Source organism: Deltaproteobacteria bacterium, assembly GCA_016933965.1.
Lineage (GTDB): Bacteria > Desulfobacterota > Syntrophia > Syntrophales > UBA2210 > JAFGTS01.
In genome coordinates this window covers 91,079-108,043 of sequence record JAFGTS010000026.1, presented here as the reverse complement: position 1 = coordinate 108,043, position 16,965 = coordinate 91,079, and the positions used below count along the sequence as shown (strand labels likewise).

The window sequence follows — 16,965 nt, the reverse complement described above, 5'->3', positions numbered from 1 at the left end:
CGTATAGGTCGCCCCAATAGCCTTCTGAAGCGCTCGCGCCCCCGCAACGGAAAGCGTGCTCCCCTTCACCTGAACAACAAAATCGGACAGGCAGCATTGCCAAGTGGGCACACCGGTGCACTGCCCCATGACGGCCGTTATCCATGGCGTGTTCCGGATGTGGCTGTACTGGGAAAAGACCGACCGGTCATCACCGCAGATCAGCGAAACGATGCCCCGGGCGCCCTGTATGTCGGGAACACGACCACCGCCGGATTCTCCAAGCCATATCAGTGGAAATCCGAGCTCCGATGACTGCCTTCGCAGCTTTTCGGCCTTCTTTGAGTAAATGCGGGCGTTACTGGATGCCAGAACGGTAAAATCATTGGCAATGATCCCTACGTGTTTCCCCCCGATGCGGCCGTAGCCCGTAATGATGCCGTCGGCAGGTGTTGTCTCTTCCATTCCGGGCCGGTCCGAACAGGCCAGCAGGCCCAGTTCCAGGAACGTGTCCCCGTCAAGGAGAGCTTCGATCCATTCGCGGGCGGTCAGTTTTCCCTGTTCGTGCCGGCGACCGACACGAGCCGCGCCGCCCATTTCCCGGGCCTTTTCTTTTCGCTGTTCAAGCTCTTTGAGCTCTTCACCAAACGACATATAGCGATTCTCCCGCATGTGATCATGGTGACACGGTCGGCACAAGCGCCGCCCTCCGATACCGCTGAACAGTGACATCCTCACGGATACCCGGCAGTGCCCGGACCGTTAAGAGAGTTCATGCTCTGTGCACAATACGGATTATTGAAAGGAATTGAACACTCTTGTAACAGAGAGGGGTGGGAATTGTCAAAAGACTTTTCGGGATTCGCGAATCGTGGATAATTCATGTTTTTCACTCTGTCGCTTTGCCACTTTGCACTTTGCCACTTTGTCGCTTTACCACTGTTAATTTGACCACGTACCCGATACTCTCTATAATGACGTCATGTCGCGAGGAATACTCATCGGCACTTCGGGCTGGAATTACCGGCATTGGCGAGGTGTCTTTTATCCCCTCAGCCTCCCGCAATCGCGGTGGCTCACTTTTTATGCGTCGCGGTTCACCACGGTCGAGTTGAACGCGTCCTTCTATCGACTTCCCGGGATCACCGCCTTCACTGCCTGGTATGAACAGACACCGGGAGATTTTATCTGGTCGGTCAAGGCAAGCCGCTATATCACACACATCAAAAAGCTGCTGAACGTCGAGGAACCGCTTGAGCGCTTCTATTCCGCCGTCGAGGGATTCCGGGAAAAGCTCGGCCCCCTGCTCATTCAGTTACCACCTTCCCTGCGCTTCGACCCATCACGTTTTTCCGAATTCTGCGGCCGTCTGGACCCCGCCCTGCGTCATGTCATCGAGGTAAGGCACCAGAGCTGGCTCAGCGACGAGGCCCTTTCGATCATGGACGATAACAACATCGCCCTGTGCATCGCCGATACGGCCGGCCGATACCCTTTTCTTATCGCGGAGACGGCGGATTTCCTTTACATCCGGCTCCATGGCTCCACGCACCTCTATGTTTCCGAATATGACCGGGGGGAGCTGGAAGAATGGGCGCGGATAATAACGGATTTCAAGGGTGACGTGTATGTATACTTTGACAATGATTTTGAGGGACGGGCACCGAAGAACGCCGAACAGCTCCGGGCCCTGCTTTCACCACCTCAGTGAACATGGAGGATTCGTGTGCTCACTCGGCATGTGTCCTTGAGCGACCGCCATGGCGGCAATGCCTTTTTTCGAGAAATTGTGTTACAATACGTATCAACATCAACGAAGGGACGTGAACCATGCACTACAATACGGCGCTGCGTACCTACGGGGCCAAGCGGCTTGAAGAGATCGAATCCGCCGACATCCTCGTCGGTATCCCCTGTTACAACAACGAGACTACCATCGAACACGTCATACAGATGGTGACCCATGGCCTCGCAAAACATTACAAGGACCGGCGAAGCGTTATCCTCATCGCCGACGGGGGTTCCACCGACGACACACGTGAGGTGGCAAAGGAATTTCAGATAAAGCCCTGGCAGGAGAAGATCATTTCCATTTACCGCGGCCCGGGTGGCAAAGGCACGGCACTGCGGTCGGTCTTCGAATCAGCGAACCGTCTCGGAATAAAGGCCTGCGCCGTCGTTGACTCCGACCTGCGAAGCATAACCCCCGACTGGATCCGGTACCTCATCGACCCGGTTCTCGCAAAAGATTTTGATTTCGTCGCTCCCGTGTACATCCGCCACAAATACGACGGAACCATAACCAACAACATCGTGTACAACCTGACCCGGTCGCTCTATGGAAAGCGGATCCGTCAGCCCATCGGCGGCGATTTTTCACTCTCCAGGAACCTGATCAAATATTATGTCGATCAGGACGTGTGGGACACCGATGTCGCCCGATACGGGATAGACATCTGGATGACCACGAACGCGATAACCGGGGGGTTCAGGATCTGTCAATCGAACCTCGGCGTGAAGATCCACGATGCCAAGGACCCCGGGCAGCACCTGGGTCCCATGTTCCGGCAGGTGCTCTGGACCGTCTTTACCCTCATGGAAAAAAATGAGACCTACTGGAAAAACGTCCGGGGAAGCGAAGCCGTCGAGATATCGGGATACCAGGGCATTATGGAGCCGGAGCCGGTTACCGTAAACCTTGATGGTATCATCGAACACTTCAAGATCGGCTACAAACAGTTCTCCGTTCTCTGGCAGGACATTTTCAGTGCCGACAGTTTCGAACACGTCAAGCGGGCCTCGAAAATGAACCGGGCCTCCTTTCACATTCCCACTGAGGCATGGGCCCGCATGCTCTATGAACTGGCCGCCACCTTTCATACCTGGAGCGCCAACCGATACAAACTGATCGACCTCATGACACCCCTCTATTACTGTCGCGTGGCATCCTTCGTCAAGCAGAGCTGGAACATGTCCTCCCAGGAAGCGGAATCCCTCGTTGAGGATCAGGCACGGAAGTTCGAGGAATACAAGGACTATCTCATCGAGGTATGGGACGGAGGCGTAAAGAAATGAGGGTGTCCGGCTTTCTTCTATGCGAGCGGTTTCCCGCCGTTGAGCCGTTCATAGGCTCTGATGTATTCGGCGATCATCTTTTCGAGATCATAGGTGTCGCGGGTCTCCCGCATGATCCGTTTCATCTGGCCCTCTCTCACCTCCGGCGGCAGCCGGTGGAAGGACACGCTTTTTTCCAACCCGTACCATAGCCCTCCGGAATCATAATCACGAAAGAGAAATCCGTTCCCCACATCCTTGGGGGCCCCATCCCGCTTCAGGCGCAGTTCACGGATCTTGTCGTGATATCCGCCTGTATCGCGGTTGGTCGCCGTAGCCCCGAAGAGATTGCCCACCTGGTCGATCTGCCCGCACGGTTCGTACAGTGAAGCTCCGAACACATCACTTGCCGCCGCAAAACCGAGCATTGACAGGGGTTCATCATAGTTGTGGAAGGCGATCTTTCCTCCCGAAGCCCAGGCGATCCTTCCGATGATCTCCTCGTGGGCCCGATCACCGCCGACACCGTCGGATACGATGGCAAACTGCACGTCACCATGTTCTATGGCGAACCGCAACAGGATGTCCTCAAGGAGCTCCACTCCCTTTTGAAGGGAATCGAGCCGCGAGGGCCAGTAGAACAGGATCGCCCCGGGGTCCACGTTCAATCCTATGCGTTTCTGAAATTCCATGCGGTTTTCAGCCTTTGCCGCCAGGATATCATCGTCGGGTCCGTAGTTCCGGAGCAGGTACTCACAGTGTTCGGGGAACATCGCCCTGGACGGGGCGTTGATAATGGACAGGGCCGAACCGAAATAATATTTTTCCTTTACCTCCTGCCGAACGCTGGACGGAATAATATGCCTGTCCATGAAGTAATCGTTCACGATCTCCTCAAGAAACCGCTGCCCCACGAAATTGATAAGGTTCGCGTTCTTGATCGCCGTCGCCTGGCAGTCTATGCACCGCACGCCGTATTCCTCGGAGTAGTAGAGAAATTGAGACAACTCGTCGATATCGATACCGAAGAACATGTCGACGGGGACGTGCCCCGTGAAACTATTGTGAACCGTGTGCAGGAGCGGTATGCCCCGGGCATTTACGTATGCCGCTATCCCGCCGCCGGCCATCCAGTCATGGCTGTGAACGATCATGTCTCCCCTGCTGGCCGCCCGGACGGATTTAATGACATTGTTCACCACTTCCTTCTGGAATTCGGCCGCGTTCAACCGGGGATCCCCCGCGTACGCCCCGGTCAGATCGGCAAAAACGGCCGAGCTCACCAGATGAATGTTGTCAGAGTCGATCTTGTAACGTATTTCCCGCCATCCATATTCATCAAGATTGGACTCCCGCTGAAACCGTTTTTTGAGATTGAGGGTCGTCAGGTGGACATCGATATTTCTCTCCATGAGCCCTTCGCACAGGGCGGACACGACCTCACCCAGACCGCCGCTTTTCCCCGATATGTATCGGGCAAGCGCCCCCATCCTGTCGGGCAGCCGCCCCGTTTCGGGCGCAATAATAAGTACGGCGGTGCGTTCGCTTTTCTTGAGGATCTCGAACCGCGCCAGCGCCACATCGAAGAAATCGATCTTTCGGGTCAGGATATGAGCCGCCTGCGTGATGGACCCCCCGTAAGGGTTGAAATAGGAGTGAACGGCATGGTCCTCACCAAACCGCTCGTGAAGGAAATACACCTGGTCCGACGTGGTGAGATGGCGCCACTGCGTGAGAAGTTCACCGCCGGTCCGCCGCGCCCGTTCCTCCAGTCTTTCTATATCCCTGAACAGCTCATACTGGGTCATGGTCCCGAGCCATCCGAAAGTGTCCCGGCCCTCATCGGCCCAGGAAGAAGTGGAAAGGCCGGGGATGTCCACGACGGGGCACTCGGAACCTGTAAAGCGATCGGCGATCTCCGTGGGGTTTGCCATGACTATGCTTTCATGACCGGTCAGAGCAGCCGGCAGACCCCTCCAGAACTCAAAGATGCCCTTGTCCTTCCAGATGTGTTCCCCGATATGCTCGAAGTCATATCCCAACAGGACCACCTCGCCGTCTATCCGGGAAATATTCTCTGCGTATACTTCCGGCGCGACAGGGGTATGGGGGAAACGGAAAGCGACATCATCGCTCAATTCACGATTCCGGGGGATCACGATCAGGTCGCTTCCCTTCGCCCGGAAAACGGCGTTCGGGGAAACCGTTTTTCCGTCACTCCCATACATATCATCCCGCCGTTCACAGAGAATGGCCCGGTACCCCATGTCCGCCACGGTGTCGGCGATGTTGTTATTGTACATCAATTCGGTATTTCTGAAGGAACTCGGCTGGATGCCGAAGAATTTCCGCATTCCGTCGCGATGCAGTGACACCTGATCACGGAATTCCAGTTTCTGGGGATCGGAAAAGAGGCTTGTAAGGGAATGGTAATACGTTTCATCAAGATACTCCACCTGGGACCGTCCGGCCCCCGCATCGAGCAGTTCCTGCAGTGCGGTGATCACCTCCGGCCGGAACGTCTCGGCCTGTTCAAGAAAGGTCCCCGACATGCTCAGCGTTATTTTGAATGAATCATGGCCGGCAACAAGTTCCTTGAACATGGTCAGGGCCGGAAGATAGCATTTTTCCGATACCTTCAGAAAAATATCCCGGTTTACGTCGTTCCACAGAAACTTGTCCCTGTCGGGATGAAGCCTGAAGGGTTGATGAAGCTGAAAATAGAGTGTCAAAAGAGGCATGACCGATATTCCTTGTTGACCGTTCCCGGGCCGTCATCCGAGGGCAGGTCCATTTTGAAGCAGCCGTTGAAAGATATTCCGTACCGCTTGAATCGCGAACCTCCATCCGATCGCTTTATGGATGTTTCAGGCAATCCTGACGCCAGAGACAGTGCATTTCTCCGCATTCGCTTTTTGTTTGATAGCAGGGCTCGAATCCCTCCCGTATCTGTATGTCGCGTATGATATCCTTTTTTGTCCGGCCGACCCGTGTATCGACCCCCCACTTCTTCGCGATCGCTCGAACTTCGTTCATCTTCATTCCGTTACCTCCCTCATGCCCAGTGGACAAGGCCGAGTTCCTGGTAGAGCAGAAGCTGCGGGTGATCGGGCAGGACCCTGACACCATACACAAATCTACCGGGAACCGTGGCTTCATATACGCCCGCATACAGGGCTTCATTTTTCTCCGTATCGTGGCGTGTCAAGTTCATGGGTACCACCACCAGTTCCTGTTCGGTCCGATCCCGGCCGTTTGAACGTTCAATGATGATCTCGGCCCTGATCTCGTCACCTGACAGCTTCCCCATATCGAGACCCATCTCTATTTCAAAGCGGTCTCCGACGCGAAGAGAATCACCCCTGAGCCCGCGCACGGTCAGCCACTTCACATGTACCGTGGAAAACCGCGATGCGATCTTCAGTTTCCAGTCGGTCAGAAGCTTGACGCGTTCATAATTATTGCCGGAAAGCGTCTGGGCTCTTCGCGCCACGGGTAGATACATCCGTTCGTAATACTCGCGGAGCATCCGGTGCGTGTTGTATCGTGGCACCAGAGACTTGACGGACCGTTTCATTGCCGCAACCCACTCACGGGGGACATCATCGTCATCTCGCGTGTAATAAGCGGGGATTATCTCATATTCAAGAACATCGTAAAGGCTCCGGCTGTCTATGAGGTCCTGCATTTCCCGGTTTGCGTACTCACTGCCGTCTCCGATCGCCCAGCCGTTCTCTCCGTCATAGGCCTCATCCCACCACCCGTCGAGGACACTGAAATTCAACACGCCGTTGATGATCCCTTTCATTCCGCTCGTACCGCTCGCTTCCAGCGGCCTGACCGGGACGTTCAACCAAAGGTCAACCCCCTGAAGCAGACGCTTCGCCGTCTCAATATCGTAGTTTTCAAGGAAGAACACGCTTTCCAGAAACCGTTCATCTCTGGTCATGTCATAGACGGTTTTTAATATTCCCTTTCCTTCTTCATCGTTCGGATGTGCCTTTCCGGCAAAAATAATCTTTACCGGTTTATCAAAGGAATTGATGATCCGCGACAACCGTTCGGGATCTGAAAATACCAGGGCCGCCCGTTTGTAGGCGGCGAATCTTCTTCCAAATCCGATGATGAGGGCATCGGCATCAATGGCGGTCATTTTTTTCTTGATCACTGCTGGCGAAAGTCCCTGTCTCTCGAAATTTCGGGTCATTATATCCCGGCAATAATCCACCATTCGTGACTTGAGTTCCCGATGTGTTTCCCAGAAAAGACGATCGGGGATCTGCTCCACCCGGTCCCAGGGCTCCCTGTCGATATCATGTCCATTGCATTCTATACCCGCCTGTTCCCGGTAGAGTCGCTTCATCTCATCGGCGATCCATGACTGCAGGTGGATTCCATTCGTTATCGATTGGATAGGGACCTCACCCTGATCAAAGCCTGACCATACATTCTGCCACATGTTCCGGGCTACCTGTCCGTGAAGCCTGCTCACGGCATTCGCCGCGCAACAAAGCTTGAAAGCAAGAACGGGCATCATGAACGGTTTCTCTTCTCCCGGTTCCTCCCTGCCCAATTCCCAGAATGTTTCCCAGGATATGCCCAGTTGCTGCACAAAGGCTGAAAAATAATGTTTCATGAGGGATTCGTCAAACCGCTCGTTGGCCGCCTCGACAGGGCTGTGGGTCGTAAAGAGCGATGTGGCTTTGACCATTTCTCGGGCCTCATAAAAGGTAAGTCCTCGAACCTTCATATACTGACGTATCCGCTCGAGCAGGAGAAAGGCGCTGTGTCCCTCGTTGAGATGGAAGAGAGCGGGTTGTATGTCGAGTGCCTCGAGAAGTCGAATGCCGCCGATACCGAGCATGATCTCCTGCTCTATCCGCAGCCGCTGGTCCGCCCCGTAGAGACGAGAGGTGATTTCCCGGTCCTGGCTGCTGTTTTCCGGCACGGCCGTGTCAAGAAGGTAGAGCGGCACCCTGCCTACCATGACCTTCCAGACCTGGGCAAACAGCTGTCGTCCCGGCAGGTCCACGGCAATCCTGAGCGGTTCTCCTTTTTTCTTCTCAACGATGCGGACCGGCAGACGCGAAAAATCATTTTCAGGGTAAAAGGTGATCTGCCTCCCCTCCCGATCGATCTGCTGAGTGAAATAGCCGTTCTTATAAAGGAGACCGATCCCCACCATGGGAACATTCAGGTTGCTTGCCGATTTCAGGTGATCCGCCGACAGGATACCCAGACCGCCTGAATAAATGGGCAGTATCTCGTGAAGTCCATACTCCGTCGAAAAATAGGCGACAGGGCGCTCCACGGACAAGGCGGGCCGTTCTTCAAATTCCGACACGCCTTCACTGAGAAGGTCCTGTACCGTTGAAACGACCTTCTTGTAATGTTCCTGGTATTCAGGTTCTTCCGCTATCTCACGGAGACGTTCCTGGCTGATCCGCTCGAGCATTTCAACAGGATTGTGATCGACCTGTTCCCACAGGTCGGGATCAAGACGTAAAAAAAGGTCGCGCACTTCCTCGTTCCATGTCCACAGCAGATTATAGGCAAGGTCGCGCAGCATTCCTATCTTTTTGGGAATTTCAGCGGAGACGCTGAACTGCCTGAACCGGGGATGCATCGAATCGGTCCCGGCATAGGAGACCTCACGGCTGTATGCGCTTGTGTCAAGAGAAAACATGCGATCGCCGGCATTTCTCAGCGCCATTCGGTAAGCCTGCAGGTAGAAGGGATAGAAGTTTTCCCAGGATGCCCGTTCCGCGATGTAACGAGCCCGCATCTTCTGTTCCTGGACCTGACCGGAAGAAAAGTTCAGGTAGTCCCGTACCAACTCGACGAAGGACTTCCGGATGTCTTCATAGGTCTTTTCATTGCGCTTGAGCAGGAAAACCCCTCCCTCATCGGGACCGAATTCCCTGATGATCCACATGCCGAACCCGCTGAGATCGGTCGTCACTGTAGGTACCGAAAAGGCGGCCCCCTCGAGCGGCGTATATCCCCATGGCTCATAATAGGAAGGAAAGGCACAGAGGTCGCAACCGGTTATCACCTCAAAGTAGGTCATGTTCAGGAGTCCGTCGAACCCGTCGAGATAAACGGGCATGAACACGACATTGACGGGATCACCGGCATCATTCAAGAGGTTCAACTCTTTGCACTTGTTCCAGATGGGGTCCCGCTGGGGTTCCTGCAACTGATGAGTGCATATTTTCGCGATCCCTGAAAGCTGAAGAGGTTCACCCTGCATGACATGCTGAACATCCTTTGATACGCCGAAATGACCCCCGATAATGCAGAGAAGGACCACGACGCGAACCCCGCTCCGGAATTCTTTCAGTTCTTCATTAATTCGCGCCATCGTTTCGAGAAACAGATCGATACCCTTATTGTGGAATTCGTACCTTCCCGAGATAATGAGAAACTTCGTGTTTTCCGGCAGTCCGTCGTCCTGGAGGAACAGACGGGCGAAACCTATGAGCCGGTCCCGTATCCCGGCGACCGGTTCACCCCCCCGGGAATAATCGGGAATATCCTCTATATTTATCCCGTTGGGCAGAACAACCCGCGGCCTTCTATTCAGAAAATAGGACGATTCCCTGGCCGTGATCTCGCTGACCGTTGTGAAACAATCACTTTCCCGGGCGGCCACCGTTTCCATAGAATGCTTCGCCGCTACGTGTACCTTTGCCGCCGTTTCCTGCGGTATTATCTCGGCAAATTTTGAATAAATGTCTATCCCACGCGCGGAAAGGGCCCGGCCCAGCATCGTGGCATGAGAGGTAAAAACCGTTGCTATCTCCGGAACCTGTTTTTTCAGATAGAGCATGCCGGCCGCGCTCATCCACTCATGAAACTGGGCTATGGCACTCTCATCTTCGCTCACGACCGTCCGGTACAGCACCTCGATCACTTCCCCATAGGCCGTGCTGAAGATGACCGGTTCTATATAGTCCCAGCCACCCGCCATGGAATCGACACCGAAGTCCTGCCAGAGCTGAAAGAGAAGTTTATCAGGTTCATATTTGTTGTTATGATTGACCAGGATCACCCGTGGATTGCCCGGCACATCCCATCGGCCGAAACGGCACCGCAGGTTTCGCCGCTCCAGTTCCGGTCGTATGCGGTCCCACAACTCCTCATTCCGTTCCTGAAATTCCGGATTATGACCGATGTCGGGACCGATCAGGAAATAGCGGTCCTGGAACCCTTCGACGGCATACCGTATCTTAGTCTTGACAACCGTGTTGATACCGCCGACCTTGTTGCATACTTCCCAGCTTGCTTCGAAAACATATGTCTTCTCAAAATTTTCGTTCATATACCCGCTCGACCCACCTTAATTGTGCGGCCTCTCGCATCAATCCCCCGGGACCGCCGTCCCTCCCTTCGGGAAGAACCTGTAAAGCTTGTATTATACGCGCGAAGTTTGCCGACTTTCCAGTATTTATATTTCGGAATTTCCCCCTCACGCTTCACGCCTCACGCTCCATCGCCTTGTCACTGTTGTTCCATCACGGCCTTGTAGATATCAATGACCTTTCGCGCCGCCACGTTCCAACTGATGTCCTTTAAGGCTTCTCTGCCTTTGGCGATCAGTTCATCATATCGACGCCGGTCACTCAGGATCTCCCATATCTTGCCGGCAATTTCATCGGTATTCCAGAAATCGACGGTCTCGCAGTGCGGCAGCACCTCACAGACCCCCGATCGCGATGACACAATGACGGGCACATCATAGGTGATCGCCTCCAGCGCCGTGATGCCGAAAGGTTCTGACACGCTGGGCATGACATACAGATCACTTATCGCATAGGCCACCTCCAGGTCACGGCCCTCGAGAAAACCGGTGAAATGAATGTTATCGGCGATGCCGTTCCGGGCAACCTCTTCTTTCATCGGCTGTAAAAGGTCGCCGGAACCGACCATGATGAAATGGATATCCGGGGACATATTGATAACACGTCGTGCCGCTTCTATAAAATAGCGTGGTCCCTTCTGGCGTGTCATTCTCCCAAGAAAAAGCACGTACCGTTTCGATCCGTCCTTTTCCATGTGAAGCCCTTCCAGACGCTCCCGCCTGGATACGGCGTTATGGACAACCCCGATCCTGTCTTCTTCGATCCCGTATTGTTCCATTATTTTCTGTTTCGTGTAATGACTGACGGCTATGACAAAATCCGCTGATGTCAGCCCGGCCCGTTCCATGGCGAAAATGCGTTCGTTCATACGGTAACCGCTCCGATCCGATTCGAGGGAGTGCATGTGAAGAACGAAGGATCTGCCCGACACGTTACGTGCTTCCATCGCGGCGGGAACCGTCATCCAGTCGTGGGCATGTATCACATCAAACCGTTCCTGACGTGCTATTTCACGGGCCATCCCGGCATAGCGAAACACCTCTTCGTACAGGGTGGGGCCGTAAAGGGCTGTTTCATCGCCATCGTTGATGTCCGTAGCTTCCCCCGTTGAAGAATCGGGCGCGACGTTTTCCGCGGCTCGATAATCCTCTTCGTCCATATAGGGATGGAGAAACGCCTGGACCTGTCGAATTCGAAGCATTTCACCATCTTCACGGGTCCGCTTCGAGTGCCAGGTCCGCGGATCGATGATCTCAACACGGGGATCCGTGTCATACCGCGCGGACCGCGGCACCACCAGCGTCACGGAAACGTTGTTCTCCGCAAGCCCCCGGACAAGACCGGAACAGGCGGTACCCAGCCCGCCACTGACCCGGGGAGGGAATTCCCATCCGAACATTAATACGTTCATCCCATTTCCTTTCAACCATCTGTATTCCGGCCGAAGTGCCGCAGGACCCCCCGTTTATTAAGAAGGGCCGTCAAGCGGATGACCTCGGCGGTGCTCCATGCCTGGGCGATGCACCCCCCCGGCCTGTGAGGAGGCTCCCCGTCAAACACTTCCGAGATGTGTCCGAGACCCGCATGGAGAAGATGTTCCTCAAGATACTGCAGGACCGGCATCAGTGTGTTCCGCACCGTATCATGATCGTCCGATACGGAAAGGAGCGCCTCTCCGTAATGCCCGAGAAGCCAGGGCCAGACCGTCCCCTGGTGGTAGGCCCGGTCGCGCTCCTCCGGCCCTCCCCGGTATTCTCCGCAATATCGCGGGTCGGCCGGATCGAGGGTCCTCAATCCACAGGGCGTCAGCAGTCGTTCCGTAACGATCTTAACAACTGCCCTCCTCTGCTCAGGGTCGAGGGCCGAGTGGGGAAGTGAAACCGCGAATATCTGGTTGGGACGAATCGATCCATCCCTTCTTTTTTCACCGGGCAGCCAGACATCGGCAAGGTATCGTTCCGAGGGAATCCAGAACAGCTCCTGTATCGATCGTTTTACCTTTCCACAAAGGCGCTCGATATCGATCCCGGGAATTTCCATGCCGTACTGAAGAGCAAGCCCGCGCATCATGCACAGGGCATTGTACCAAAGGGCATTGATTTCAACGGGACAGCCATGACGGGGGGTCACGGGAATTCCTCCCACCGTCGCATCCATCCAGGTCAACTGGGTCGAAGCATCACCCACGTCAAGAAGCCCGTTGTCCATGACCTTCATGTGCTCACCGCCGACGGCGTATGCTGTCAGCATATCGCAGAGCACGGTCCAGAAGCGGTCCCTGACCAGCCCGAGATCACCGGTCACGCTCATCAGTTCCTGAACGCACCAGAAGAACCAGAGCGTGGCATCCACGGAATTGAAGGAGGAGTCTCCCTTTGCTTCCGATATGGTGTTCGCAACGCGGCCGTTCCGACACAGACCCGCGATTCCCGACAGTATCTCCACGCCCTCAGCGATCCTTCCCGCGTGAAAGGTGAGCCCCGGAAGGCTGATGAGCGAGTCCCTCCCCCACTCATAAAACCAGTGGTACCCGGCGATGATGGATGTTCGATTTCCGGCGGTCCCGGTGATAAAGTGGCGTGCCGACCTTCGCAACACCCCGGAGGGATCTTTCATTGGCTCTTCCGGGGATGAGTTCAGTTCCTTTTTTCTCCGAAGGATTTCATTCTCCCATGCCTCATTGAGACCCCGTCCCTTCTTCAGTGTCGAAAAACAGATAATGAGAGGGTCTCCGGCAACTGGTCCCACATCGAGGCATCCCGGCGTGAACAGGTCTTCCCTGCAGGGAAATCCCCTCCGTTCTTCCTCACCATATTCGAAATCGAGGTACCAGTGAGGTTCCGAGCACATCGAGCCGGGCCCTTCGATATCGACGAACAAGGCGGGCATATCATAATAGGGTGCCGTTATCTTTCCTTTTTCAAAGGCCTCCTCATCACGGCGCAGGTTATCGTTCTCGAAGGTCAGTTCATGAATGTTCCGGTAAGCGATAAATGGCCGTATCTTGAGCCGTGCCGATTCCCTGAGGCCATCAATGACATACCTGATAAGAAGCGTATCCTCGCCGTGCAGAAGCAATAGTTCCTTTCGTATCTCCACACCTCCGATCCGGTAGGTGAAGCGCGGCTGCAGGTCAAGGGTGAATGCGGCCAGCGTGGAGCGGTCACCGGGGAAAAAGAGATCGGGATACCGGTGCGTGGTGAGGAAGTGTTCTTTTTCCCCGAGGATCAGGGAGTCCTCCAATGTGGAAAGGAGCACGAACCGTCCGCCCCGCTCCGGCAGGTTGGACACAAGGAGCCCGTGATAGCGGCGGGTGTTACATTCCACGATCGTACTCGACGCATATCCGCCGATGCCGTTCGTTTCGAGCCACTCCTTTCGAAGGGCACCTTCCATATCGGCGCACTGGCTCGCACTCAATACGATCATGGAGCGGGTTTCTTCGGACCGTTTCACTGCACTCCCTGACGCCTCCGTGAGAGAAAAACGGAAAAGAATCGGCCGGGTCGGCACGGCCGGTGAAGCAACTGATCTTTCAGGTTGTTCTACTGAAATGCTTGAGCTGTAAAGGGCCTTGCCTCTTTTCCGTCGGCTCCCACGATCTTAACGAACCGTTCGGTCACTTTTTTCGCCACGTTGTTCCGTTCTTCCTGTGACATCCCGTTGAGAGGGATTTTTCCCCCGGCCGCTTTTTCGTGACCACCTCCCGTTCCAAAACCGGCCACGATCCTGAGGGCGACCTTGCCGGCCGTCCATCCCCGGCGGGACGTCCGCACCGAAAGATAGAGGTCGTCACGATATTCCCCCATGCAGAGGGTCCATCTGATATTTTCCATACGCAGCAGAAAATCCGCCATTTCAGCGGTAATGTCGGGGTTGTTCAATATCCCCATATCGGAAATGACGGTGTCACCGTACTGTACCGAGCGGGCTATCGTGTCGGCGAATTTCAGATAATAGGTCTTCGGTACGCTCGGATTCTCAATCGCCGCGAGTGTGCGGGGGGCGATCTTCGGAAAAAGAAAATTAAATGCCTCCAGGTCGGCTTTCAGCGAAGACCGGCTCAACCCGTAGGTATCGGTCTTCAGGCCATACAAAAGGGCCGTCGCGAGCCTCTTGTCGATCTCGAGGTCCAGTTCCCGCAAATACTCGGTCAGGATCGTCGCAGAACTCCCGTAGTGAGGCCGGACATCATAAAAGGAACAGCGCGTGGTTTCTTTCCTGAGCGGGTGATGATCGATCACGATATGGGGACGGTTCCTGCGGGGTATCGCATTGTTCCCCGTTCCGGGCTGGCTGTCCACGAGTGCGATCACGGCGAAGTCGGTGAAATCGATGTCCTTCACGTGCGTCATATCTATCCGGAGACGCTTGACAAGCTGGCGGTTCTCGGCACGACCGATGATGCCGTCGTAACCGATGATGGTTTTCCGATTACCGCTCTGGATGAAGATGCTCCTCAGGGCGGCCGCCGAGGCAATGGTGTCCGGATCGGGATTGTTGTGACACATCACGAGGATCGTCTTTTTCCTGCCCGCCAGGGAAAGTAACGTGTGTGCGGGGTTTTCGGGAGTATGACCATTCCGTTTCATGTTCCTGTTCCATCTCCTTTGCCAGGATACGATTAAAACCTGATCTGGTTAGTGACGTCCCCTGACCGTGACCACATTAGTATTGTATGAGTATCATGACAATTGATCGAATATCAAGGGGCTGTTGGCGATCGAGGAAAGGATGCCGGACGTGAGGCGCTAAGCGAGAAAGACGGATGTATTACGGATTACGGATTATGGATTACGGATTACGGATTATGGATTACGGATTACGGATTACGGATTATGGATTACGGATTACGGATTACGGATTACGGATCCCGATTTCACAAGCTGAAGCCCTGCGCAGCATACGGACTTTGCGGAATTCGTCAAAAAACAAGGAGAAATAAAAGAAATATATTGCCAAATATTCGTTCCTTATATTAGGCTTGAAACGCCGGTCACCGCCGGTCAGGCAAGCACCAGGCCGCGGCCGGCAGCATAAAGCGCGGTCCGAAAAGAGAACACATTGCCATGAAAACGTATTTTATCCAGCTTCTGCAAAATTTGCGTATATCCGATCTCTTTGACATTGCCATCATTGCCGTTCTTTCCTATATCCTTCTCGTCTGGTTCAAGAGAACGGCTTCACGATTCGTTCTGATCGGAATAGTCATCCTTGCCGCCATATACGCCGCCGCCCGCGTTTTTCACCTCTACCTGACCGAATATGTGCTCCAGGGGTTTTTTACGATACTGGTCATAGCCCTGATCGTTATATTCCAGGAGGACCTGCGCCGCTTTTTCGAGCGTCTGGCCACCTGGGGAATCGTCAGGAGAAGTTCACTCGTCGCAGCACCGGGTCAGGACACTGAAGTCATCAGCACCGTTGTCGGCAGGCTTGCACAGAACCGCCGGGGCGTCCTGATAGTGGTAAAAGGAAAAGACCTGCTCGAACGTCATCTGAAGGGCGGGATCCCGCTCGACGGAAAACTGAGCGCATCTCTGCTTGAAAGTATTTTCGACCCACACTCGCCGGGACATGACGGCGCGGCTGTCGTCGATAACGGGCGCATCGTCACCTTCGGCTGCCATCTTCCGTTGTCGATCAATCCAAGAAAGCTGGGCAATATCGGCCTTCGCCACACGGCGGCGATCGGGCTCTCGGAAAGATGCGACGCGTTGTGCATCGTTGTCTCCGAAGAGCGGGGGACCGTTTCGGCCGCCCGGGAGGGAGAACTTCTCCGTTTGAAAAATCCCGGGGATATTACCGAGGTCCTGGAGCGTTTCTACCAGGAACGCCGGCCAAAGGGACCGAAACGGGCCTGGCAGCGATGGATCAGTGAGAATACCTGGGAAAAGGCCATCGCCGTGATACTGGCCTGCGGGCTCTGGGTGGTCTTCGGGTATCAGACCGAGAGTATTCAGCGTGATTATGTCGTTCCCATCGTCTACCGGAACCTGCCCGCCGACTGGGTCGTCGAGGAGCAGAAACCGAAGGAGACCATGGTCACCCTCATGGGATCCAAGCAGGCCTTTGATCTCCTCAACAAGGAATCCTTGAAAATAACCTTTGACATGAACGAGATCGTCGAGGGACACCAGGACAAGGCGATCCGCACGGACAACATCCAGCACCCATCGAACCTCACGGTTGTCAACATAAAACCGAACAAGATAAATTTTGTGGCCCATCAACTGATCCGCGTCGCGTTGCCTGTCGAACTGAAAACTGAAGGCAAGCTTGCCGGGGGACTGAAGATCCAGAAACTCGAGATCGATCCCCCCTCGGTGGAAGTGATCACCCAGAAGGAAAACATAAAGAAGGTCAAGGTCTTCACGGAACCGATCGATCTTTCTTCATTGACGGAAACAACAAAGCTCACTCCCCGCCTCGTCCTGCCCCCGGGTTCGGATTTTACGAACGGAAAGCAGCCGGCGGTGACGATCACGATAGAGCTCGAAAAATCCCAAACGGTTCCACCCGTTCAGGAATCAAAGGGAAAAACCTCTTCCTGAAAATGATGCTCTGT

10 protein-coding genes are annotated in these 16,965 nt (G+C 54.6%); 3 read left to right on the top strand and 7 right to left on the bottom strand.

Translation table 11 applies throughout. The annotated features are described in order from the left end of the window. A partial coding sequence (locus JXO48_06420) for a carboxyl transferase (protein MBN2283507.1) occupies positions 1 to 633 on the bottom strand: 633 nt, incomplete at its 3' end. Positions 634 to 961: 328 nt separating this feature from the next. On the opposite strand from JXO48_06420, the gene JXO48_06415 reads away from it, so the two are divergent. Next, complete coding sequence (locus tag JXO48_06415) at positions 962 to 1,690, top strand: DUF72 domain-containing protein (protein MBN2283506.1); 729 nt, start codon at positions 962 to 964, stop codon at positions 1,688 to 1,690. A gap of 119 nt (positions 1,691 to 1,809) precedes the next feature. Further along, a complete protein-coding gene (locus tag JXO48_06410) occupies positions 1,810 to 3,054 on the top strand; it encodes a glycosyltransferase (protein MBN2283505.1) in 1,245 nt (414 codons plus the stop codon). 17 nt (positions 3,055 to 3,071) lie between these two features. Here the strand turns inward: JXO48_06410 and JXO48_06405 are convergent, their stop codons facing one another. The 6 genes from JXO48_06405 to JXO48_06380 form a co-directional block, all read right to left on the bottom strand. Then, positions 3,072 to 5,774: a glycogen/starch synthase gene (locus JXO48_06405; protein ID MBN2283504.1), complete on the bottom strand. Its 2,703-nt coding sequence runs from the start codon at positions 5,772 to 5,774 to the stop codon at positions 3,072 to 3,074. 115 nt (positions 5,775 to 5,889) lie between these two features. After that, positions 5,890 to 6,075, bottom strand: coding sequence for an SAP domain-containing protein (locus JXO48_06400; protein ID MBN2283503.1), 186 nt, complete (start codon positions 6,073 to 6,075; stop codon positions 5,890 to 5,892). Positions 6,076 to 6,088: 13 nt separating this feature from the next. Then, complete coding sequence (gene glgP, locus JXO48_06395; protein ID MBN2283502.1) at positions 6,089 to 10,357, bottom strand: alpha-glucan family phosphorylase; 4,269 nt, start codon at positions 10,355 to 10,357, stop codon at positions 6,089 to 6,091. Between the two features lie 179 nt (positions 10,358 to 10,536). Then, on the bottom strand, positions 10,537 to 11,808 hold the full coding sequence (locus JXO48_06390) for a glycosyltransferase family 4 protein (protein ID MBN2283501.1): 1,272 nt from the start codon (positions 11,806 to 11,808) through the stop codon (positions 10,537 to 10,539). Between the two features lie 11 nt (positions 11,809 to 11,819). After that, positions 11,820 to 13,853: a glycogen debranching enzyme family protein gene (locus JXO48_06385; protein MBN2283500.1), complete on the bottom strand. Its 2,034-nt coding sequence runs from the start codon at positions 13,851 to 13,853 to the stop codon at positions 11,820 to 11,822. 89 nt (positions 13,854 to 13,942) lie between these two features. Then, the gene (locus JXO48_06380; protein ID MBN2283499.1) at positions 13,943 to 14,989 is read right to left on the bottom strand and encodes a bifunctional oligoribonuclease/PAP phosphatase NrnA; all 1,047 of its coding nucleotides are present in this window, start codon (positions 14,987 to 14,989) and stop codon (positions 13,943 to 13,945) included. 477 nt (positions 14,990 to 15,466) lie between these two features. On the opposite strand from JXO48_06380, the gene JXO48_06375 reads away from it, so the two are divergent. Then, positions 15,467 to 16,951 carry a diadenylate cyclase gene (locus JXO48_06375; protein ID MBN2283498.1) on the top strand — a complete coding sequence of 495 codons (1,485 nt, stop codon included), beginning with the start codon at positions 15,467 to 15,469 and terminating at the stop codon, positions 16,949 to 16,951. The last annotated feature ends 14 nt before the right edge of the window (positions 16,952 to 16,965 follow it).